20 protein-coding genes are annotated in these 23,295 nt (G+C 53.2%); 7 read left to right on the forward strand and 13 right to left on the reverse strand.

The annotated features are described in order from the left end of the window. Positions 1-8: 8 nt before the first annotated feature. From IPM28_14870 to thiO, 4 genes are all read right to left on the reverse strand, one after another. On the reverse strand, positions 9-782 hold the full coding sequence (locus tag IPM28_14870) for a hypothetical protein (protein MBK9174264.1): 774 nt from the start codon (positions 780-782) through the stop codon (positions 9-11). A gap of 61 nt (positions 783-843) precedes the next feature. Then, on the reverse strand, positions 844-1,485 hold the full coding sequence (locus tag IPM28_14875; GenBank protein ID MBK9174265.1) for a class I SAM-dependent methyltransferase: 642 nt from the start codon (positions 1,483-1,485) through the stop codon (positions 844-846). Positions 1,486-1,489: 4 nt separating this feature from the next. Continuing rightward, positions 1,490-2,779: a TlpA family protein disulfide reductase gene (locus IPM28_14880; protein ID MBK9174266.1), complete on the reverse strand. Its 1,290-nt coding sequence runs from the start codon at positions 2,777-2,779 to the stop codon at positions 1,490-1,492. A 149-nt stretch (positions 2,780-2,928) separates the two neighbouring features. Beyond that, positions 2,929-4,065 (reverse strand): glycine oxidase ThiO, encoded by a 1,137-nt coding sequence (thiO, locus tag IPM28_14885; protein MBK9174267.1) that lies wholly within the window; start codon positions 4,063-4,065, stop codon positions 2,929-2,931. An 82-nt stretch (positions 4,066-4,147) separates the two neighbouring features. Here thiO and IPM28_14890 point away from each other — a divergent pair, with 82 nt between their 5' ends. Both IPM28_14890 and IPM28_14895 read left to right on the forward strand, forming a co-directional pair. Further along, a complete protein-coding gene (locus IPM28_14890) occupies positions 4,148-5,173 on the forward strand; it encodes an isocitrate dehydrogenase (NAD(+)) (GenBank protein MBK9174268.1) in 1,026 nt (341 codons plus the stop codon). Positions 5,174-5,310: 137 nt separating this feature from the next. Continuing rightward, complete coding sequence (locus IPM28_14895; GenBank protein ID MBK9174269.1) at positions 5,311-5,709, forward strand: hypothetical protein; 399 nt, start codon at positions 5,311-5,313, stop codon at positions 5,707-5,709. Positions 5,710-5,759: 50 nt separating this feature from the next. Here IPM28_14895 and IPM28_14900 read toward each other — a convergent pair whose 3' ends face one another. The 4 genes from IPM28_14900 to IPM28_14915 all read right to left on the reverse strand — a co-directional run bounded on the left by IPM28_14900 (position 5,760) and on the right by IPM28_14915 (position 10,471). Further along, positions 5,760-6,176, reverse strand: coding sequence for a DoxX family protein (locus IPM28_14900; GenBank protein ID MBK9174270.1), 417 nt, complete (start codon positions 6,174-6,176; stop codon positions 5,760-5,762). Between the two features lie 58 nt (positions 6,177-6,234). Next, a complete protein-coding gene (locus tag IPM28_14905; GenBank protein MBK9174271.1) occupies positions 6,235-8,448 on the reverse strand; it encodes a DUF1929 domain-containing protein in 2,214 nt (737 codons plus the stop codon). 188 nt (positions 8,449-8,636) lie between these two features. Then, positions 8,637-9,947 carry an aminopeptidase P N-terminal domain-containing protein gene (locus tag IPM28_14910; protein ID MBK9174272.1) on the reverse strand — a complete coding sequence of 437 codons (1,311 nt, stop codon included), beginning with the start codon at positions 9,945-9,947 and terminating at the stop codon, positions 8,637-8,639. A gap of 302 nt (positions 9,948-10,249) precedes the next feature. Next, a complete protein-coding gene (locus IPM28_14915) occupies positions 10,250-10,471 on the reverse strand; it encodes a hypothetical protein (protein ID MBK9174273.1) in 222 nt (73 codons plus the stop codon). A gap of 58 nt (positions 10,472-10,529) precedes the next feature. Between IPM28_14915 and IPM28_14920 the strand changes: the two genes are divergently transcribed. Genes IPM28_14920 through queC form a run of 3 tightly spaced genes read left to right on the forward strand, consistent with a single transcriptional unit; the run spans position 10,530 to position 12,783 of the window. Further along, on the forward strand, positions 10,530-11,180 hold the full coding sequence (locus tag IPM28_14920; GenBank protein ID MBK9174274.1) for a radical SAM protein: 651 nt from the start codon (positions 10,530-10,532) through the stop codon (positions 11,178-11,180). A gap of 32 nt (positions 11,181-11,212) precedes the next feature. Further along, positions 11,213-12,121 (forward strand): serine hydrolase, encoded by a 909-nt coding sequence (locus IPM28_14925; GenBank protein ID MBK9174275.1) that lies wholly within the window; start codon positions 11,213-11,215, stop codon positions 12,119-12,121. Further along, positions 12,118-12,783, forward strand: coding sequence for a 7-cyano-7-deazaguanine synthase QueC (gene queC / locus IPM28_14930; GenBank protein ID MBK9174276.1), 666 nt, complete (start codon positions 12,118-12,120; stop codon positions 12,781-12,783). Before IPM28_14925 ends, queC begins: the two co-directional genes overlap by 4 nt. Here the strand turns inward: queC and IPM28_14935 are convergent. From IPM28_14935 to IPM28_14955, 5 genes are all read right to left on the reverse strand, one after another. After that, positions 12,776-13,465: a hypothetical protein gene (locus IPM28_14935; GenBank protein MBK9174277.1), complete on the reverse strand. Its 690-nt coding sequence runs from the start codon at positions 13,463-13,465 to the stop codon at positions 12,776-12,778. The two genes, queC and IPM28_14935, sit on opposite strands and share 8 nt — an antisense overlap. A gap of 72 nt (positions 13,466-13,537) precedes the next feature. After that, positions 13,538-14,815 (reverse strand): insulinase family protein, encoded by a 1,278-nt coding sequence (locus IPM28_14940; GenBank protein MBK9174278.1) that lies wholly within the window; start codon positions 14,813-14,815, stop codon positions 13,538-13,540. A gap of 119 nt (positions 14,816-14,934) precedes the next feature. Next, entirely contained in the window at positions 14,935-16,572 is a 1,638-nt protein-coding gene (locus IPM28_14945; protein MBK9174279.1) for a flotillin family protein, read from the reverse strand. Positions 16,573-16,623: 51 nt separating this feature from the next. After that, positions 16,624-17,175, reverse strand: coding sequence for a hypothetical protein (locus IPM28_14950; GenBank protein ID MBK9174280.1), 552 nt, complete (start codon positions 17,173-17,175; stop codon positions 16,624-16,626). Between the two features lie 61 nt (positions 17,176-17,236). Continuing rightward, the gene (locus IPM28_14955; protein MBK9174281.1) at positions 17,237-19,744 is read right to left on the reverse strand and encodes a hypothetical protein; all 2,508 of its coding nucleotides are present in this window, start codon (positions 19,742-19,744) and stop codon (positions 17,237-17,239) included. 105 nt (positions 19,745-19,849) lie between these two features. Between IPM28_14955 and IPM28_14960 the strand changes: the two genes are divergently transcribed. Both IPM28_14960 and IPM28_14965 read left to right on the forward strand, forming a co-directional pair. Beyond that, complete coding sequence (locus IPM28_14960) at positions 19,850-22,213, forward strand: oligopeptide transporter, OPT family (protein ID MBK9174282.1); 2,364 nt, start codon at positions 19,850-19,852, stop codon at positions 22,211-22,213. Positions 22,214-22,406: 193 nt separating this feature from the next. Beyond that, a complete protein-coding gene (locus tag IPM28_14965) occupies positions 22,407-23,288 on the forward strand; it encodes a hypothetical protein (GenBank protein MBK9174283.1) in 882 nt (293 codons plus the stop codon). The last annotated feature ends 7 nt before the right edge of the window (positions 23,289-23,295 follow it).

Genomic DNA, 23,295 nt, shown 5'->3' on the forward strand with positions numbered 1-23,295 from the left:
GCGGCGGATCACCGACATAACAATTCGTCTCGCTTCTTCAAAAGGCGAGCCGGATCGTTTGTAATAATGGCCGTCACCCCAAGTTTCAATGCGCGCTTTACCCATCGCGGATTGTCAGCGGTCCAGATCGCTACAGGCAGTCCGCGATGTTGAGCTTTGTCCATCAGTTTTCGCGTTGCAAGAGAGTAATGCACTGAGAGTTCGTCAGCGCCAAAATCGACGGCGATCTTGACCATGTGTTTTTCCTTTCGCAGCACTGTCATGATCTTCGGGGCAAATAACGCCGCAGTTGTTACTTTTGGGCACGATCGCTTGATGTGCGGTATCACCGATAGTTTGAAGCTCTTGACGATTATTTGTTCTTCTTTGCCATACAACCTTAGGGACCGAGCGACCGCCTCTGTAAGACTCTCGACCTCGGAGTCTTTACACTTTAGTTCGATATATATCCGGCCGGAGTATTCTCCTAAAAATGACAGAGTTTCATCGAGAGTCGGTATATGTTGACCGCGAAACTCGGATGTTGAACCGTTGCTACTGTCGAGATCGAACCACGTCCCGACGTCAACAAGCGACAATTGGCCAGATGTCATTTTGCCGACTTTGCCCGAGATACGAGCCGTGCGTATCAGATCGGCGTCATGAACGACAACGGCTACATTGTCATTCGCAAGCCGGACATCCATTTCGATGCCGTCGGCCCCGTCATCGATCGCACGACGAAATGCTGCAAGTGTATTCTCGGGTGCTAGAGCGCTCGCACCTCGGTGCCCTATGATCAATGGCGTTGGTCGATCGTTTGGTATGTTTGCACCCACAGGAAAAGGACAAATAACGGCCGGTTCATTTTTTCTCGAGCAGGAAGATCGTCTTTGACCAGGCGATCGGTTCTTTTAACGGAAATTCATGATTGCTGACTATATTAAAGTAACGCTCTGAAGTCGATCGTACATTTTCGATCGGATGTATCTTGAATTTATACAGATACTCCAGGACCGAGCCGACGATCGAAGGTTTGACCGGGATCAAGACCAATTTTTGGCCAGGTCTTAATACCCGGGCCATCTCTGCCAAACCTGCGTCAAGCGACACATATTCAAGCACACCGCAGGTCAGGATAAGATCGAAACTCTCGTCCGGAAACGGCAATTCGAGAATGTTTCCCTGCACAACTTCGACGTAACTGGCGCCGCGTTTCGCAAATTGTTCCGATGCCAGTTTGAGAGACTTGTGCGAGAGATCAAAAGCGATGATGTTTTTGGACAGCAAACCGGAATCAAGATAACCAAGTGTCACGATACCGGTCCCGCTTCCGGCGTCCAAGATCATCGAGTCAGTGCTCACATCAAGGTCTAACGAACGCAAATATTTCGCGACCGAAGCGCGATAGCCATTGAGCTTGAGAGCGATATTATGAAAATCCGCAATACGGTCGTAAAACCCCTGAGTCTTGCTCTTGCTGGCCTTTGCATTGTCCTTTGCCATCTGATTATCGTTCGGCTAGTAGTTTCACGACCATTTGGCGCATCTCGTCGAGACGGCTTGAACTGGAACCAGTTTCGATATAACGGATGATACCTTTGCGATCGATCAGTACCGCGGTAGGCAATGCCGTGGCCGCATACTGTAATTGAGCCTGTTGGTCCTTAGCGACAACGAGATCGTACGGCAGGCCGTGCTTAACTCGAAATCGCTTTAGAAACTCGATCTCGGTCTGATTGTCGACAGAGGGTCCATCTGCCCTGCCGTAATAGCGTGTGACACCGAGAACGACGAATCCCTGGTCGGCAAAATCACGATGCCACTCGGAAAGATGAGGAAATGCGTCGTAGCACGGGGCACACCAGGTAGCCCAGAAATCCAGCAAGACCACCTTTCCACGCATTGATGCCAGGGTTCTCGCTTCCCCGGGAAACCACTTATCAATGTTGAGCAATTCGAATGCGGGATCACCCAGCATCTTATAGTGTTTCTCGCGTTTTTTCAGACGCTGCAATACATCATTCTGCTGCCCCTTTATCTGGAAAGACCTTCCGGCGTCGATAAGCGTTGAAAGGTAAGTTTCAAGCGCGACTGGTTTGCGGCCACTCTCGATCTGATAGGTGATCAGCTTGTCGGCTGCATAAAAATAGAATGTCGGTGATCCAATGGTTGCCGCGATCATACGCATATCTAACAGAACTGCATCGGCCTGTTTTATGTTCGATTGTTCCCGATAAGCCTCAAAAACCAGCATGCCGGCATCGAGCAATTCATCGAGCCCGCGAGATCGAGCTGCCGGTTCGGTGATCAGTGCCTTTGCCGCGCGATACGCTTGTTCAGCGTAAGGGCCGGCGTCCTCATATTTTCGCTCAGCCAGATACGACTTCGCGATCTCGCTATGCATTCTCGCGACTTCCGTGAGCTTTATAGGTGTCGACCGTTGGTAGTCATTCAATACACTGACCGCACGATCGAGCCGTTTTGATTTGGCATTCGCTACGACGATCAATGAGCGGCCGCGCTGTGATTTTTCCGGCTCACGGCCCCCCGATCGCAGATATCGCTCGAATGTCTCAGCCGTAAACTCAAGATTTTCGGCGATCCAATGCAGTAAACCGAGATAATACAGATCCTCGGCGGTAACCTCGCTGCGTGCGTTAAGCATGGCTGCGTACTTTGCAGCCAACTGTTTCTTTTCGCGTTCCGTCTGCAACCGCAGAGACTCGCTTACAGGGATCTTTTTCTGTTCAAATTCCGCAAACTTAATCCGCGAATACGCATTTGCCTCATCAAACATGTCCTTAGCGGATAGATCTGATCGAATGTTGCTACCGTCACTTAAGGGCGGAACGGTCGCCGGAGCAACACGCCGAGACTGCGGGCTTGCGGACAACACAGCCAGTAGCAGAAAAGCGATCGGGGCACAACGAAACATATTTCAATTTACTAGTTTATAGTGACGTTCTGCTTTGACCAGAATCGCGAAGGGCTAAATGCTCCGTTGAAGACCTGATTCGAGCCATCTAGAATTATTTCGACCATTAGCTTTGCTGTTATCGGCGCGAGCAAGATGCCGTTGCGATAATGTCCAGAAGCAACAAACAGGCCATCCAGACCTTCGATTTTACCAATAACAGGGAGTCCGTCAGGAGCAAACGGCCTAAGGCCCGCCCATTCTCCCGACGGTGTGAGAGGCGAAAGGGCCGGAATGATCTCTGTTGCGGCCCGTTTCAGCATGACAGATTCCAATGGATCGACCAGCTTGTTGAACCCAACATCGCCGATCGTTGCCCCTGTAAGAATACGCCCGTCTCTTCGAGGCACTACGTAACCACGAGGACTGTAAACCACGTGATGGACATTGATCTCGCCGGACGGATAACACTGCATTTGTCCACGGATCGGTTTCAACGGAAGCCGGCAAAGATCTGGACCAAGTTTGATGAACGAGGTCCACGCGCCCGTTGCCAACACGACCACATCGGCTGCAAAAGGTTCCTCTGACGAACTTACGGCCACCACCCGCCCTTTTTCAATTTTTATCGAATCGACCGAAATATTCTCGACGATATCGATCCCGTTCGACTTGGCAAAGACGCAAAGAGCAGCAAGAAGCTTACGATTCTCGACATGTCCATCCGATGGATAGAAAATTCCACCTCTCACATTTGGTGATAGAAATGGCTCAAATTCGAAAACTTCCTGCCGCTCCAGCTCAATGGCGTCGATCCCAGCCTTTCTCTGATCTTGAATGCGAGCGGCGAGTTTGATCTCGTCCTCTTCAGTGAAGCCAAGAAAAAGTGTTCCGTTCTGATCGAGCTCGATATCGATGCCGGTCTCGCCCATCAAGCAATTGGCAAAACCTGGGTACATGCTATTCGATTCATTGCATAGGCGGTAAAAGTCGTCAACGACTTCTGTTTCAGAGTTCGGTGCCAGCATTCCCGCAGCGGCCCATGACGCCTCTAAGCCGCATCTGCCTTTTTCAACTATAGTGATTTTCCGAATCCCGCGACGGTGCAGTTCTCGGGCTATACTGAGTCCGATCACGCCTCCGCCAACGATCAAAACGTCGGTGATCATCGTCAATGCAATTTGCCCTTTTTGGAAAATCGTTTGCAGACCATAAAATGATTGTAAAGGAAACATACGATCTTCTGAATTTATGAAACACACAATCACACTTATTCCGGGAGATGGCATTGGCCCAGAGATCATTGCAGCAACGGTTCGCGTAATCGAATCAACAGGGATCGACGTCGAATGGGAGACCCATATTCTCGGGGCACAAGCCCTCGAGAAATACGGGACGACGTTGCCCGACTCCGCGATCGATTCGATAAAGAAGAATCGTGTCGCACTGAAAGGCCCGGTCATGACACCTGTCGGCAAAGGATTCACATCGGTCAATGTTGGCTTGCGAAAGGCTCTGGATCTATATGCAAACGTCCGGCCCGTTAAGGCTCTACCAAATGTCGAATGCCGTTATCCCGAATTGGATCTGGTGATAGTCCGTGAAAACACCGAAGGACTTTACTCTGGGATCGAGCATGTCGTCATTCCAGGTGTGGTCGAGAGCCTGAAGGTCATCACGGAAAAGGCATCAACCCGTATCGCACGTTATGCATTTGAATATGCGCGCGATAACGGACGAAAGAAGGTCACAGCCGTTCATAAAGCAAATATCATGAAGCTTTCTGACGGGCTTTTTCTCGAGTGTTTCCACAATGTTGCCAAGGATTTTCCCGAGATCGAAGCCGACGATAAGATCATTGACAATTGCTGTATGCAGCTTGTAATGCGTCCAGAACAGTTCGATGTATTGGTAATGGAGAATCTCTACGGCGACATATTGTCAGATCTTTGTGCGGGCCTCATCGGGGGACTCGGGCTTGCACCGGGTGCAAATATCGGCGAACAAGGAGCGGTTTTCGAGGCGGTCCATGGCTCAGCTCCGGACATCGCCGGCCAAGGGATCGCAAATCCAACGGCGATAATGCTTTCGGCGATCCAGATGCTCCTGCACATCGGAGAGCGAGAGGCAGCACGGGCCTTCGAATCAGCGTTGCTTGAGGTATTTGCTGAAGGAGCTACGATAACTAAAGATCTGGGGGGAACGGCAAAGACAGCTGAGTTTGCGAACGCAATTATCGCGAAACTCCGATCTGGCGGAGCCGCAGCAACGCAATAATGGTATGTTAGACGGTCGATGCAAAGTCGGCGTACGGGTTAAAGATTAACCTGCAAACCTCGAAATAGTCTGCAACCGTGAAGCGATCTTCGCCGTCTGACCTTTTGGAGCGATCCGCCCAAAGGCGTCCCAACACTATGAAGCTACTTGCACTCACGATCGTTGTGGTTCTTTCCCTCGCATCAATGTCTACGCTTGCTCAAGACGCGAATGAACTGAAGGTCACCTTTGGCAAGACCAAACGATTCGATGGTGGTAAATTGAAGATAAAATTTCTTGACGTGATCGAGGATTCTCGATGCCCGGAAGGAGTGAATTGTATTTGGGCCGGTACTGCCAGGATAAAGATCGCGATAATTGAAAATGACAACAGCTGCGAATATGAGATCGAAACCAATGGATCGCATCAGTCGATCGAATACGATGGCTTCGTGGTCGAACTAAGGTCGTTGGAACCGAATAGAAAGGAAAATGATGCGACCGTGAAAGAGCAGTATATCGCCACGATCTCGATCAAGCCGAGATCAAAAGGTTGATCAAGCGGGTGGAGGGTGGAAAACGGGCGACTTATTAAGGGCTTTCCTCTTTAATTCGGCTTGAACGGGTTAGACAGATACATCATCGTAAGCATCAACAAGAAATAAGGCACAAGAACCGCAGCACCGGGATAGTCTCTCGCTACACGTTGTCCGAAGAACAGTGCGGTCAACGTGGTCGCTCCAACGATCGACGCGACGAAAACCAGATAGGCAGATCCGGTCGCGATCTGATAGATCAGGCCTGCGGCGGCGAGGAAGCCTGTGGCGATCTCTAACAGTGTGAGCGTTGCCAACATCATCGAAACCGATCCAGCGAAAATTGACTTCGCGAAGTGTTCTGTCAGCCAATCGAGATTGCTCTTCCAATCAAACAGCTTGTCGAATCCGGACTGCAAAAAGAGGATCGCAACAAACAGCGAACAAAATAACATCGGCAAGTTTGAAGCGATAAGGCTAAGGTTCATTACGGATTGCGGCTGCCGAGCAAATAAGAAAACAAAACTCAAGACTCCGATCTAATTATTACCACGGATCACTGACAAAATCGATGTTCGATAGATTCTCGTTCGCAGTTACAAATCGCGTTGGCTCTTGAAAGGAATGACGTTTCGATTCAACAGAAACGATGTATGCACCGCCCGATTCTAAATCCCGGAACGCATAATATCCGAACGAGTTCGTGATCGCGTTTCGCTGGTATTCGCCGTCTTGACCTTGGAGTCGTACACGAGCATTCGGGATCCCCACACCGTTGGGTCCTAACACTCTACCAGAAAGCTCGACCGCAGCCGACGTCGGCCCGACATTCGAAACAACGACCTCGTTCGAATTGCCGCCAACAACAGAGTTGCCGGAAGCACTGACGACGAAATAATATTGCGAAACCGGGAGGTTCATTATTGTGGCAGTCGTCACACTTCCAACCTGAACGGTATCAGTATAGTTTCCAGAAGACGTCCCGTATTTGATCGTATAGCCGGTCGCACCAAGGACTGGGATCCACGAAAGCGTCACTTGGCTTTGTCCACCGTATGATTCGACGATCAAAGGGGCACCAAGATCAGATCCGTATTCCACTCTCACCATCTCGGCTACCGACGGTACACCACTCGAATCGATCAAAAAGAGCATGTAATAGCCTGGCGGCGCGATATTGGAATTTGGCGGAGCCTTTACTGTCAAACCTGTTCCGATAGCGCTTTCTCCAGCAAGGTTGAAGAAAAGCGGGACTCGGCGTTGTTCAAAGTCGATCGAGTGAGTTACGGACGATACACGCATCATGACTACCTGAGAAATCGTCTCCGCGTCGGGCGTCGCGATGCTAAAAGACTGATCGTAAGTAACGGTTGTTGGTGCAGCAGCGATCGATGGGCGAGCCGCGAGATTACCTGAACCGTCCTGGTCGAAAAGATACGGCGGTGTATAGATCTCCAAATTCTTCTCAAGATAATTGTTATCAAAGCAGTCGCCGCATATTCCTCCTCCGCCTGTAAAAACACGGGCATCGGGCAACAAGATCGCGGTTGAATGATATTGTCGGATCTTATCGGCACTCGAAAGTGCCCGCCAAGTCTGCGTCACTGGATTCCACAATTCCGCCTCGTAAACGTTGTTATTGATATCCAGGAGATCCGCACCCGAGGAATTTCCTCCTGTAGCGAGCACGGATCCGTCAGGCAAAATCGTCAGATTATGCTGGCGTCTCCGGTGAATCATATTCGAAGGATTTGTTACGACTGGTGGAATGTTCGGATTCCGGATGTCAATATGCACGGTCGTCCGACTTGAACTATCGCCGCCGCTTGCTACGATCTTGCCGATGTCATACATCGCATACGAACCATATTCACGCCATATTCCGTCCCGTGACCAATTCGATGACCATGCACCGGTTCCGTTTGGATCCAGATAGCGCATCACATCGTTCGGCCCGAAATAAAATGCCTTCCCATTCGGAGCCGCCTGAAGCCAGGGATAAAGCGGCATCCACCATGTTGCAGTACTCAAAGTTCGCAATGTTCCGCTCGTCGAATAAACCTCGTGCGTATCAGGGTAACCAGACGTGATCAACATTTCGCCATTAGCTAAGGGGGTTACTGTTGGATACCATCGGTAGTTGCTCATAAACGGACCCAATGACCATGAATTGGTCGACTGATCAAAAAAGTGTGTTGTGTTAGTTCCATCTAGAAAACGGCTGCGATTTCCGCCTGCTAGGAATGGCGTTCCGTCTGGTAAATGAGCAAATCCTGCGCAAAAAATATTATATCCAGATGTGTTGTTGACTGTCGTAACAAAGTTAGTATTCGGATCCCATATTGCGGCGCGCGTCTGGTTGTGTTCCGGATAATCTTCGGCCGGGAGGTCGCCAACGGAATCCCACATAAGAAGCTTGCCGTTGGTGAGAAGCATCACATGTATCGGAACAAGCGGAAGTGAAAACGTCGGCGACCAGGCACCGGTCAAATGGCCGTTAAGACTAAACGGTGACTGATGTGTGTTAGCCGCGATCGCGAGATTTTCACGGTTATCGAATGAAAGAAAATCTTCGTGCAGCTGCTTGTTAAGTTCGCGAAAGCCCTTGAATCCGAAATCGGTCTTTAGATGCTCCTCTACCTTTGATCCACGGCCGTTTCGGTCACGGTGACCCTCATGTGCTCCAACGGATATCGAGAAACCGAGAAGGAAAAAGCAAGCAAAACAGACACGCCTAAGGCGGGAACGTCGTGTGGGCATAACAGCAATCCTTAATAAACTCAATAACTAAAAAACAGTGACTCGCGATAAACAGGGGAAAGCCGCTTTCCGTCGAAATCACAAGAAGTTGCAGAGCATTTGGAAATGATACAAATAAAACCAACAATGTTCCAAAAAAATCGACCCCGATCACTGCAGGGTCGATGAAATGAATAATTGGGCTAAAACTATCTCCGCTTCGAGTTCATAAGTGCTTCGATCTCGTCAGGATCTTTTGTGACCTTTGAAGTTAGATTTCGGTTGCCGTCTTCCGTCACGAGTACGTCATCTTCAATCCGGATCCCGATCCCGCGATACTTCGCCGGAGCAGACTTATCATCCGGTGGTACGTAAATTCCGGGCTCCACGGTCAGAACCATCCCTGGTGCGAACGGCCGTGAGTGCTTTGCTTCCTGATCGGAAAAGTAGCGGCCCGCATCGTGGACATCGAGGCCGAGATAGTGGCCAACTCCATGCATGTAGTATTTCAAGTAGGCCTTTTTCTTGATAAGGTCTGCCGTTTTGCCCTTTAGCAATCCGAGCTTTACCATTCCTTCGGTCAAGAGCTCGATCGAAAATTCCTGTCGCTTTTTGACCGTGTTGCCGGTCTTGGTCGCTTCGATGCACTTCAGCTGAACATCCAACACAACGTCGTAAACCTCGCGTTGGGCCGGCGTGTACTTACCATTTACAGGGAAAGTCCGCGTGATGTCGGACGCGTATCCTTTATACTGCGCTCCAGCGTCGATAAGGATAAGATCGCCGTCTTTCAGCGGCATGTTGTTCTCGATGTAGTGCAGGATGGTCGCATTAGCTCCGCCGCCGACGATCGAGTTGTAAGCGACGCCCGACGCACCTTTGTCTTTCATAAACGCTTCCATCATGGCTTCGACCTGACCCTCGTTCATTCCAGGTTTGACCTTTTTCATCGCCAAAATATGTGCGTCGGCGGCGATGTTGGCCGAGACCTGCATCAGTTCTACCTCTTCGGGCGATTTATGGAGACGCATCTCTCCGGTAATGATCGTCGGGTCGATAATCGTATGCGGCGGATAAGCGGTCTTGAGCCGGCGCACACGCTGGCCCGAAAGGTGCTGCAAGATCTGCTGGTCAAGTGCTTTATCGACCGCAAAGCGGTAATAGAGTTTTTCGCGACCATCAAGGATCTTAGGCAGATCGGCGGCAAACCTATCTATCGAAATTGCTCGGCTGGCGCCATAATTCTTTACTGCTCCTTCGACTCCCTCGCGGCGGCCGTACCATGTCTCCATCAACGGATCGCGCGGACGGACGTAGAGCGTGTATGGCGACTTTGAATTCTGGGGGTCGACAACCGCGATCGCATCAGGCTCGGGGAAGCCAGTCAGATAATAGAAATCCGGATCTTGATGAAACTTGAACTCCGTATCATAACTCCGCGTTACCTCGTGTGCGGCTGGGAAAATGGCGATGGAGTTCTTCTCCATTTGCTCGATGAATCGTTTTAGCTGCTGTCGCATATAACGGAAGTGTATCTGAAACTGAGAAAGCGGCAAAGAGCGGCGACTACAATGAAGTGAATCGGTCGATAAAAGTATGGACGGCCCGCTGTTGATCTATTACCAACGATAGCAGCGTCGGTGTTTTGCTTGTTTCGTTTCACCGCGGAGTACGTGTGTTTCCATGAAACATACTTTGCGACTGAAACACGTGAAATCGAGGCGTATTTCATCCGCCAAATTTTCCGTTCAACTCTCACACCTCGATCTTGGACCATGTCGCAGCCAGATCAATTGCCGATCTGCGCGATCTGCAGCGATTTTCATGATCTGCAATGGGCCCATGTAATGTTAAATCGGCGGGCGTAGATAGGCCGCGAGCGGTGCTGCGGTGGCCAGGCCGTCTCATCGGCGACGTGGTTCACGCTCGGCTCGGCCTCGAGGACACAGATCATCCCGTTCGGCGCCGCCACCGGCCGCCCGATCCCGAATACGTTCGTGAGGTAAAGTTCGGTGTTGCAGACATAAGGAGCTATTGAAAGCAATTCTGCTTAGGCTCTTCTAATTTTGAAACCTCCATTTGTGCTAAGCTAGTCAGCAATTTTGACCGAGCTTCGAATAACCGAAATATTCCTTTCGATTCAGGGCGAGTCGTCGCATGCCGGCCGTCCGTGTTCATTCGTCCGGCTGACGGGCTGCCCGATGCGGTGTGTCTGGTGCGACAGCGAATATACTTTCACAGGCGGCGAAAGGATGTCGTTCGAGGCGATACTGACACGGCTCGACGAATTCGGATGCAACCTTGTAGAGATCACCGGCGGTGAGCCGCTAGCTCAAAACAATGTATTTTCGTTCATCACTTCGCTTTGCAATCGGAATTATGAGGTTCTGATCGAGACCGGCGGTTTCGTGTCAACGGAAATGGTCGATTCGCGTGCAAGTATCATTCTCGACGTAAAATGCCCCGCTTCGGGCGAGTCCGACAGAAACCACTGGCCGAACCTGGAATGGCTTCGGCAGGACAAGGATGAGGTGAAGTTTGTCGTCGCAGATCTTGCGGATTGGGAGTATGCGAAGGACATTATAGCTAAATACGCACTTGAGACCCGGGCAAAAAACGTTTTGATATCGCCGGTTTACGGCATTGAGAATCTTGCCGAGATCGCCGAGGCCGTTTCTCGCAGCCAGTTAAGGGTACGCCTGAATCTTCAATTGCATAAATACATCTGGGGAGCGGACGCGAGAGGCGTTTGAATTTCACGTCCCAACGTACGATCTATATGAATATGAATGTCTGGAGATCAACTTGCTTAGTCGCTATCTTAGGGATCCTGAGTTCGATCGGTTCTGCTCAGTCGAGGCCTGGATCTGCCGCACCGCAGTCGATCGACGCAAGAGTCCAAGCCGCGATCGGTGATTTCAAGGGCAAGGTTTGGATCTATGCGAAGAACCTCGACACGGGAAAGGATTACGGCCTGCGGTCGGATGAACAGGTCCGTACGGCAAGCACTATAAAGCTGCCGATAATGACCGAGGTATTTCGGCAGGTTGCCGAGGGCAAGATCGCCTGGACCGATGAGATCGTAATCAGCAAACAAAATAAGGTCGGCGGTTCAGGCATCCTGGGTGAATTCACTGATGGTTCGAAGATCGATCTGAGAACGGCGACCAACCTCATGATCGTCTTGTCGGACAATACGGCGACGAACATAGTGCTGGACAAAGTTACAAGCAACGCGGTGAACGACCATATGGCAAAACTCGGCCTGAAGGACACATTGTCCCTGCGCAAGGTCGGCGGCGGAGGCGATGCGAAGGCGTATGACGAACCCTTGAACAAGCTTTTTGGTATCGGCCGATCGTCCCCAAAAGATATGGTGAGGTTGTTGGAAATGCTCGAGCGCGGCGAGGTCGTTTCGAAAGAGGCTTCTGCAGAGATGATCGCCATCCTCAGACGACAGCAATACAAAGACGGCATCGGCCGGAATGCGCTTGATACCGTGCCGGTCGCATCAAAATCAGGTTCGCTTGACCGCCTGCGATCTGACGTTGGCATTGTCTATACCCGCCGGGGGCGGATTGCAATGGCGATCACCGTCGATGATATGCCGGTCGTACAATACATAATGGACGACATGGGCAACGAACTGATCTGGCGGTTGTCGCAGATATTACAGGAAGGGCTTGCCAGGTGACAGCGATCGTTCTTGTGTCAGGAGGGATGGATTCGTGCGTTACGGCGGCAATGGCTGCGGCCGAGAATGACGTGTTGGCGATGCTACACCTATCTTATGGCCAGAGGACGGAGGAACGCGAACGCCGGGCGTTCAATGAGATAGCGGACCACTACGACGTCGCGATCCGTCTGGACGTTTCGATCGAGTATCTGGCTGAGATCGGCGGCTCGTCGTTAACGGATCCCAGTATCGATGTTTCTGAGGCCGATCTTGATTCGACGAAGATCCCAACGAGCTATGTGCCGTTTCGCAACGCGAACATGCTTGCAATAGCGACGAGTTGGGCCGAGGCGATCGGCGCGACGAGTATCTACATCGGCGCGGTCGCGGAAGATTCGAGCGGTTATCCGGATTGCCGGCCGGAGTTTTACCAGGCGTTCCAAAAGGTGATCGACACCGGAACAAGGCCCGAATCCTGCATCGAGATACGGACGCCGATCATCCATTTCTCCAAGGCTGAGATCGTAAGAAAGGCGGTCAGCCTGAATGCCCCGCTGCATCTTACATGGTCGTGCTACCGAAGCTCGGAGCAAGCCTGCGGAACATGCGATTCGTGCGCACTTAGACTCCGCGGGTTCGAACAAGCGGGCATAGCCGACCCGATCGACTACGCTAACTGACCTCTGATCTTGAATCGTCCTCTGGCCGTTCGCGAACGAGTGAAGCATTTCGCTTTTCCTCGAGTTCGACGATCTTGACTTTCAATCTCTCGATCTCAGCGTCGATCTTCGCGAGATCATCGTCACCCGCACTAAGACGGTGAAAGACCGGCGTGACAACCGTGAGTGCGGCAACCACGATCGAAAGCACTCCCATGATGCGGGCAAGCATCGTCTCCGATGGGTCAATGTGAGCCCAGATGACCCACAACGTCAGGCCCGTGAGTGACCAGACAAATACGTGGACGGCGATAAGCGACCAGGCGAACCGGCGGTCGAGCGTTGCGAGCGATAGAAGCGAGACGTGCGAGCAGGCAAATGCCAGCAGCGTCGCGGACATCACGAAATGCGGAAAATAGTGGGCTTTGGTGTCGAAAGCGCTCCACAGCATGATCAACCAGAGAGCACCCGATATCACCGCGAAAACGATACCCGCGATCGGTATAATGCGGCCCTTTCCTGCTTCTATGCATGCGCCGCATGCGAGGCCGAGAACACTTGTCACCGTGACCGTCAGCGTTGTCATCATGATCTTGGTCTCAAACTCGCCAAAATCGCCGAACAGCATTACACCGATGCCGATGATCGCGCTAAGCAAAACTGAAGCAATGAACAAGTAGAGGAATAACCGCTTTGTGGTCATACGAACGCCTCCAGCGGAAACATACTACTTTTCTACTTAAATGCAAGGCCTGAAATGTCGGGGATTGAATCGCTATATCGTGAGTCGGTCACGGTCGATCTTAAAGTCACTAAAGTCGCCGATGGCAGCGAATGCAACGGCCTCGGTCTGAAAAGAATCGCGTGCGATCGCGACAATGTCGTCCATCGTGATCGCGGCAAGTTTCGCGAGCGATTCTTCAAGCGGTATCTGGCGGCCGTGCGTCATCTCCATATGAGCGAGCGTCGCTGCACGCGTGGCAGAATCCTCAAGGCCGAGGAGGACCGAGGCCCGAGCCTGATCTTTCATCAGCTGAAGTTCTTCGGCGCGGATGCCGTTCCTGACGATCGAGCGCATCTCATCGATGACAATATCCACTACCTCGCCGACCTGTTCGGGCGACGTTCCGGCCGAAACCGAAAACATTCCGCAGTCGCTGAAAAGCACTGCAGATGAGCCGACGCTGTAGGCGAGGCCGCGTTCCTCACGAACCTTTTGCCATAAACGGCTTGAGGTGCCGCCGCCGATGATATTTGTCAGCAGATCGGCAGCGTAACGGCGATCGTCCCGGGCGTTAACAAAAGGCGACGCGATTATAAGATGCGCCTGTTCGAGTTCCGATCTGTGCTCGACGATGATCGGGGCGGCAGCTGAGGGCAATGCGATGTCGAAAGGGTTCGGCGTTTCGTTCGCGGCAAACCTTTGAAGATCCATCGCAGAAGCGCGTTCGACCAATCGGTCATGCGAGATATTGCCCGCGGCCGTAATGACCAAATTCGACGGGCAAAAGGAGCGCCGGTGATATTCAGACGTCATTGCGCTGCCAAACTGTTTTACGGTTTCGGGCGTTCCGGCGATAGAAAGCCCGAGCGGATGGTCGGGAAAGAATGCGCAATGAAAAATATCACCGAGATATTCTTCGGGCGAGTCGTCGATCATCTTCATCTCTTCGATGATCACGCGCTGCTCGCTTTCGAGATCGATCTCGTCGAATCGCGGAGAGGTCAGCATATCGGCGATGAGGTCGAACGCCTGATCAAAGCGGTCATCTATGATCTTCATCGCAAAAGCCGTATCTTCGTGTGTGGTGAAGGCATCAAGATTGCCCCCGAGCCGATCGGTCTCAACGGCGATCTCTAGGGCTGAACGGCGTTCTGTGCCCTTGAAGACCGTGTGTTCGATGAAATGTGATATCCCGTTCAGTTCGAGCGGTTCGTGACGCGACCCGACCCTGTAAAAGAACCCGAGTGTCACCGATCGGACACCGGCCATCTTATCGGTCAGGATCGTCAGGCCATTTTCCAGACGTGTTTCTCTTATCTCTTCCCTCATTGTACGAAAGGATAGAGACTAGCACGGCGAAACGAGATAATCGACCCGAAACGCGCGACTGATGGTCGATGGGCTGGCAAAAACGAAGCGGAAGCTGAGCTTCCGCTTTCTTGACTTGGCTAATCGGCGACCGGTTTCGGCGGCGGAGGCGGTGCCGTCTTTGGCGATTCTTTTGTCGGGGAAACGCTTTTCTCACCGGTTTGCTCGATTCCAAGCTGCGCAAGAACATCGGGCCAATTAAGTCCGAGCGCCTGAAGCTGCTGAAGCAGCGAGAAGATCACGGTCGGGCCGGTCTGAGCAAAACGATTAATGCCGCTCTGGTGACCGTCGCCGTTGCCGCCCTGATCGATCATCACGACCTTGTCGATATTGCCAAGCGGCTGCGCGACGGCCTGAAATACCGGTGCCGACGATTCGATTATCGAGGGCAGCTTTTCGAGGATCGTCTGAAGGCGGGCAGCATCGTTGAACTCGCGCCACGCGGCAGCCTTCTCCTTGATCGCGGCGGCTTCGGCAAGGCCTTGTGCCTCGATCGCTTTTGCTTCGGCCAAGCCTTTTGCCTGGAGACGCTCGGCTTCGGCGAGGCCGACGGCGCGTATCTTTTCTGCTTCTGCCTTGCCCTCGGCGGCGACCGCGGCTGCTCGGCCCTGTCCCTCTCGTTCGAGTGTCTGAGCCTCGGCTTCGGCGGTGGCGATCTGCGCCTGTTTGCGGCCTTCGGCTTCGAGGATCGCTGCTTCCTGCAGGCCTTGGGCACGAAGAACCGCGGCTTTACGGTCGGCTTCGGCCTGCTTGACGACGGTCGCCTCGAGTTCTTTCTCTTTGCGCATGACCTCCTGTTCCTGAACAGAGATCATTTCCTGCGTCCGGACCTTTTCGACGCGAACTTCTTCGGCGGTCACCTGCTGCTGTGCCTTGGCGTCGGCGAGCGGACCGGCCTGGCTCGCTTTTGCACGTTCGGCCTCGATCTCGGCCTGCACTTGCGCCTTTTGTATTTCGGTCTCGCGTTGCGATTGGGCGATCTGGGCTTCGGTCTCAAGCCGGACCTTTTCGCCCTCTTGCAGTGCAAGCGAGGCCTTTATCTTCGAATCGCGATTCGCCTCGGCCTGGCCGATCTCAGCATCGCGTTTTACTTCGGCAGTTCGGCGTTTGCCGAGCGCGTCGAGGTAGCCTTCTTCATCGGATATTTCCTGGATCGTCAGAGCATCGAGCCCGATGCCCATTTTCTCGAGGTCTCCGGCGGCCTCGGTGGTGAGCTTCTGCGCGAAAGACTGGCGGTCGTTGTTGATCTCTTCGACGGTGAGCGTGCCGAGGATCGCACGAAGGTGGCCCTCAAGCGTCTGGAAAACGAGCCGATGAAACTGCTCTTGCGGCATGCCCAGAAAGCGTTCCGCCGCCGATCTCAGAGACGTGTCGTCGCCCTTTATCTTTACGTTTGCGACTGCTTTTACGCTGACCGGTACGCCCTGCACCGTGTAAGCACGCGAGGTTGCGAGCGGGACGGTGATTACGTTGAGATCCAGATACTCGACCTTTTCAAGAAAGGGAAAGACGAGCGTCGCACCGCCGCGAACCAGGCGATAACCGGCGATCGAGCCATCGGCAAGTTTTCGTTTGCGGCCCGAAATTACGGCCGCTTGATTTGGCGACACCTTGATATAATTGCGGCTGATCAGCATCAGCGCGATCAGGGCCGCAACGACGATCACAAGGATCACGATCGGTATCAGCAGCGTCGAGTAGTCAAACAAAAGGTCCATAGCAATATTCCTCAGGTAAAGGGCTTAAGATCGTAAATGTCGCGGCTGGCCCTATTCAGAAGATTCCTCAGTGACGATCACCGAGTCGCCGGCCACGGCCGTAATTTTAACGACGGATCCGGGCCGGATCTCTCCGCCGCTAGACGTCCGGGCAAGCTTTTCGACGCGTTCGTCGCCGACGCGGGTCGTAATTTGGCCGAGCTCGCCGGGTTTGATCGTGACCGTGACCTGTGCCGTTCGCCCGACCAGATCTGAGTCGGTAACGGTTGTCGAGGCCTGCTGGCCGACCAGGAAGCGGCCGAATGCCGACACGACACCACCGAACACGACACCGCCGAGCAGACCGGCGATCGAACTTGCGACCGCACCAAATCCGGACCAAACGGCGATCGATCCGAATCCGCCAAATGCCGTGATAAAGACGGCGATCACGCGGCTATCGAGAAACCCAAAATCAACACCGCTGTCGCCTCCGAGATCCGCTTCGCCGCCGAACATCTCGAAAATGTCGCCGAGGACGAGCGATGCGAGCAAAAACACAAATCCGACGCCGCCAATTATCGCAAAAAGCAACAATAGATTCGTGCTCGAAATAAAGTCCATTCAGGGCTTCTCCTCAATTCGGTTGGTGAACGATCGCAGACATAATACACCGAAAACTCTGCTATTGCGATATCGCGTTGAACAGCAGCGGGAAGGTCGCCAGGCTCTGCCCACGGTATTGCGGGCGGAATCCGAAGAGGACGATCTTGCCTTTTCCGACCTTGATCTCGACCAGAGCGGCTTTCCCCGCTATCTTTTCGGCTCCAAGCGCCCAGCCGGAAAGGAGGATCTGCTTCGGGTCCGAAGGGTATCGGGCGATGACCTTGAAGTTCTCTCGCGGGAACACGTCCCACGCGGTTGGCGGACGGGTGCTCGTGAATGAGTGCGGAACGAACTCAAACGCGGGCGAGTCCTCGAACCAGGCGATCGACTGCTGGGGCATACCTTTGGCGATCGGGTGCGAGAGGTCGAGTTCGGTACGGAGGATCGAGCCGGGTATGTAGAATTCCTTTCGGCTGAGGCCGCGTGTTACGTCTTTGACCGGCAGGTTGAACTGTTCGATCGCGAACTGCGACGAGCGGTTCAGGAAAACAAGCGTCCCGCCCGCTTCGACAAATTTCTTCAGATTCTCAACGCCTTCTTTCCCGACCCCGCCCGTATACTCATCCGGCATCGTGCCTTTCGCATAGCCGTTGAGGATCTGGTTGGGCGATTGGTCGGGGAAGATGATCGTATTCACTCCAGTATTAGCGAGACCGAAAACAATCTCACGGTTCCGAATAGGACCTTGCGACACTCTGCATCGGTCGCGTAGGTTCATTCGAATAACATGTTCATTCTCTTTGATGACCCAACGTGTCCAACCTTCGTCCATCGAAGAAACCTCTGATCGATAAATGCGATAGTCGAAATCTCCTGCACAAATGGCCGACCCAGCGCCTGTCCCAGATCCGAATCCAGGTTCCGTAACAACTTCAGGGAATTTGAAGGGTGCTTGAACAGGCCAGAGATTTGTTCCAAACAGTAGGGGCAAGCTATGAGCTGTTACGTCATAGGGAGCGATTGGCTGTCCTTTTGAATCGAGAAGGTCTGGATACTTTTGCCGTTCGAGCAGTGCTTTTGCAAACATTCCGTACGGTTGGTCTAGGCGAATTACTTTTGTTCTGTTTGGGAACTCGCGACCAGAAGCCTCGAACTTGCCAACTTGGCTAATTTCCACACCGCCCCTTTTGAGGATGCGTTCAAGATGCCATTGATTCATGCTAAAAAGCGGGTCTAAAACAAACGCCTCGAGTTCACCTTCTTTCCTCGGTCTCACCGCTTCTTTCCCGATCTCATAAAACCTCGAGAGCCAGCGTTCGCGGTTGTCGCTAGCGTGGGTGAGCAGCGAGAACGCGGCGGAGGTCATGTAATCGGTGATGTTGCGGAGTTTCCATTCGCCCCCTTTCCAGAGCGGGCCGAACTTGTCCGATTCCTTCTTTGCGTCGAGCCCGCCGGAGGCACCGCGGAGGTCTTCGAACTTGACGGTGATCGGCGTGGCGAGCCGTGCGGATGCGGTTTCTGAAAGAATCCTCACGCCGCCGTGATAGTGCGAATAGGCGCGTGCGGGTGTCCAGGCGTCGTAGGTCGTTCCGGTCGTTATCCCCTGCAGGCCTTTCTTGCGGAGGTCGTTGGCCATCCAAAGCCCAAGTTCCGTGTAGCCTTCGACGATCTGTTTTGGCACGTTCGGTTCGACCGGATCCATATATGGCGGCAGAAAGAGCCGGGCTCCGTTCGCTCCCTGCTGGTGGACGTCGTGGACGATCTGCGGGTGCCAGACGTTGTGGATCTTGTCGACGGTGAGCTGCGTCTCGACCTGCGTGAAGGCGTACCAGTCGCGATTGTTATCGTGGCCGACGTATTTGTGATAAAGCTCGGGCGGATTGGTGCCTTCGTACGGCGTGCCGAGCGTTTTGTCGTACCAGTTTTTGACGATGTCCACGCCGTCGGGGTTGAGAGAGGGCACGAGCAGTATGATCGTGTTGTCGAGGATCTTTTTTATCTCGGGCTCGTCGGAACTCAGCAGTCGGTGGGCGATGAGCATCGACGATAGGGTCGAGCCGACCTCGGTCGAGTGGATCCCGAACGTGATCAGGACGATGGTCTTGCCATCGGCGATATATCGCCGAACGCGATCTCGTGGTATCGAGCTTGATGTCAATTCCCAACGCGGGTCGGCAAGTTTGTCGTTGATGCCTTTGTATTTCTCGAGGTTTTTAATATTCTCGGGCGAGCTGACGGTCGCATAGACGAACGGTGCACCCATCGTGGTCTTGCCGATCTCTTCGAAGATCATCCGATCGGAGGCGGCGTCGAGCTTTTTGAAATAGTCGACAACCTGGGCCCAACTGGCGAGCTTTCGGTCATCACCAGGCGTGAAGCCGAGTACGTCCTTCGGCGTCGGTACCTGTGAGACGGCGGCGATCGTTACTGCTAGAAATATCCCGCAGAGCCGCAAAGCCGCGATCGTCAGGACCGCACTTCGCGAAGAACGGGTTTTAAGTCGATCGCCGGCTGACCTGCAGCCAAAGAGCAATCGCAGGGTGAAGTAAGATCGGTTCATGCAGAAAAGCGCAGATTGGTGTTTCATCTATTGGTAACTCCGCTGAAAGGTTTCTGTGAGTTTAGCCGATTTGCAGATAATTGAGAATGGGGCGTATAGTTGCGGGGAAAAAGTTCAAAACCGTGAACCCTTATGAAGAACCCATTTCTCGAGAATTTTAAGCCATATATTCCCGATTCGGTTACGAACCTCCGCGAGTTCTCGCCCGGGCCGCTGATCGTCGGCGTACTGCTTGGGATCGTCTTCGGCGCCTCCTCGTTGTATCTGGTGCTCAAGGTCGGGCTTACGGTCTCGGCTTCGATACCGGTCGCGGTGATCTCGATCACGCTTTTCCGGATACTATCGAAACTCGGTGCTCGTGATGCAACCATCCTTGAGCACAACATTGTTCAGACGACGGGATCTGCAGGCGAATCGATCGCTTTCGGTCTCGGCGTGACAATGCCGGCGATATTGATACTCGGGTTTGACCTCGAAGTATGGCGGGTGACGATGGTCGCAGTTCTCGGCGGGCTGCTCGGCATTTTGATGATGATACCTCTGCGGCGTGCGCTTATCCGCGACCAGCATGGCCTGCTGAAATACCCGGAAGGCACGGCTTGTGCGCAGGTGCTGATAGCAAGCGCTTCAGATGAATCGAAAGCGCATTCCGAGATCGCAAAAAAGGGCGAGGCGGCAGACACGAATGGTGGTCTGATAATTGCCGCCGGCTTCGGTATCGGCTTTCTCTACAACATCGTGATGAAGGTCTTTAGCGGCTGGCGCGAATACCCGACCAAGGAGTTCAACGAACCGTTCAAGGGCGGCAGCGTTTCGCTCGAGAACAATCCGGCCTTGCTCGGTGTCGGGTACATTATTGGCCCGCGGATCGCCGGCATCATGTTTGCCGGGGGTGCCCTTGCCTATCTTGTTCTGATCCCGATGATCAGATTCTTCGGCGATGCCCTCGCTGCTCCGCTCGCACCGGCACGAACGCTGATCAAGGACATGCCGATCGAAGGCGCCGGAAGCATACAGAGCGAGTACATTCTTTACATCGGTGCGGGAGCCGTGACAGCAGGCGGCATCATCAGCCTGGTGCGGTCGCTGCCTACGATCTGGCACGGCATTCGCGGCGGCATTGCCGATATGCAGGCGAAGCGGGAAAACGGCAAGAACGGAGAGAAGAATACCACTGCGATCCCGCGAACCGAGCAGGATATCTCATTGAAATGGGTGATCGGCGGCATTCTGGCCCTTATCGTGGTGATAACATTCCTGCCCGCTCTCAAGATGAACATTCTTGGGGCAATATTGATCATAATTCTCGGTTTCCTGTTCGTGACGGTATCGTCAAGGCTGACGGGTGAGATCGGCTCTTCGTCGAACCCGATATCGGGGATGACGGTCGCAACGCTTCTCTTTACTTCGCTGGCATTTTTGCTGCTCGGCTGGACGGCGGCCGACCCCTATTTCGTTACAGCGCTCAGCGTTGGCGGCATCGTTTGCATCGCCGCTTCGAATGGCGGCACGACCTCTCAGGACCTGAAAACGGGTTTTTGGGTCGGCGGAACTCCGTGGAAACAACAGTCGGCTATACTTATCGGCGCTCTCGCTTCGGCCCTCCTGCTTGGGCCGATCCTTATCCAGCTCAACGACTCGTCTTCGGTCTACCAGACTGTCGAACCAACAGCATTCGCGGCGGATTTTCGGGTATCGGAACAAGACCTTGTCCGTGAAGGCAGCAATTTCAGGTCAGAGACCGTCGGCGGGTATTTTGGCGAAAAGGACAAAGCAAATTACCGCGTTTGGCATAACACCGACGCGAACCTCGGGCCGGCCGGAAAGTATCTGATAAACATGCAGGGCAAACCCGCATACCTCGTAGATCCGGGCATAAACGGTGTTATCAAAGAAGCACAAACCGGCATTGATGCGGACGGAAATCCCGTCTATCAGCAGGTCGAAAAATACCGGGCGCCGAAGGCGACACTGATGAGCTATATCATCAAGGGTATATTGAGCCAACAGCTGCCGTGGGCGCTCGTCCTGCTCGGCGTAATGATCTCAGTCACTCTTGAACTCTGCGGCGTGTCGTCGCTGGCGTTCGCTGTCGGGCTTTATCTGCCGATCTCCGCATCGTCGCCGATCTTCTTCGGCGGGCTGGTCCGATGGGGCGTGGATAAATATCTCAAGCGAAAATTCCGCGATAAAGATCTGACGGAAGAGGAGTTTATCGCTGAAACCGACAAGAGCTCAGGCGTTTTGCTTGCGTCGGGCTATATTGCGGGCGGTGCATTGGCAGGCATTCTTATTGCTCTCTCTGCGGTATATTTTGGCGGATTCGTCGAAACGTTGAGCGAATGGGCCAAGGCAAACAATCCATTCTATGACGGCCCATGGGCCGACCTTCTCGGGCTGTTGCCATTTGCAGTGCTTGCCGGCTTCTTGTATCTTGCTGGTCGCGACCTGATCTTCGGCAAAAAAGACGAGGAAACGGCGTTACCGTCGGATTAAACAAAATTTACACCTTTTGAAATTTTGTTTTACCTTTTTATAAAAGACACGCTATAATCCCAACGGCGTGTCTTTTTCCCTTTTTTGCTTCCAGCACGCCGTTTCCGGAGGCAAACTTTGCCCTTGGCACCTAAAGGGCATTCTGCCAAATATCGTTCGGCGAATTGATCATTACCCTCGGAGTCAATACTTGATGTATCCAAAGTTGATGAAGCCCTTTTTCCTTGTTGTGTCGATCGGTGTCTCGAGCCTAATGGCTCTGAGCTGTTCGGTCGCGGCGTCAGAAGCTGAGATCGAAAAAGCCGCGCTCGCTGAAGCGCAGAAGAAGGTTGCAAGCCAGCCGGTAGCGATGTCGCCAAGAGGTGCGACGATCGAGATCCTCCCGAATTCTCCGGCCGATACGGTTCGGGTATTTTACGCCAAGCTTCGCGAGAAGCGGATCAGGGAAGCGATCCATCTGACCAATTTGAAACCTGCTATCGAAGGCCTCACGGACGAAGAGCTGAAAGAATTTGCCGTTGATTTCGAAGCGATCGCAAAGCTGATTCCGGCCGAGATCGAAATAAACGGTGAAATAGTCTCGGGCGACAACGCAACAGTAACAGCAAAGTTGCCGAGTGCGGACGACGAAAAGCTGGAACTTCAACAACTCGAGCTAAAGCGTTCGGGCGATCACTGGATAATCCTCAGCGTCGACGCGGAAACCGAGAAAAAGATAAAGCGGGAAGGGAAGAACTACTTCTATGCGCTCAAGATCGATACGCATCAGGAAGAAGCCCGAAAAATGCTCGAGCGTATCGCGAAGGCCCAGATGGCACATTCGCTGCAAAATCACGGCCGCTACGGCGATATCAAAACGCTCATAGGCGTCGGGTTCCTGCCTGCCGACATCGAGACGAGCGAGTCGACGGGCTATGTCTATGCCGTCGAACTTGGGAACGAAGGCCGGACCTATCAGGCGACAGCGACACCCGCGGTTTACGGCAAGACCGGCCGGATTTCGTATCTACTTAAACTCTCGGACGGAACACCGCGTGTCACGTCCGCGGACAAAAAAGGGCAGCCACTGAAGTGACCTGCAT

The sequence above is a fragment of the Chloracidobacterium sp. genome, assembly GCA_016716305.1.
Lineage (GTDB): Bacteria > Acidobacteriota > Blastocatellia > Pyrinomonadales > Pyrinomonadaceae > OLB17.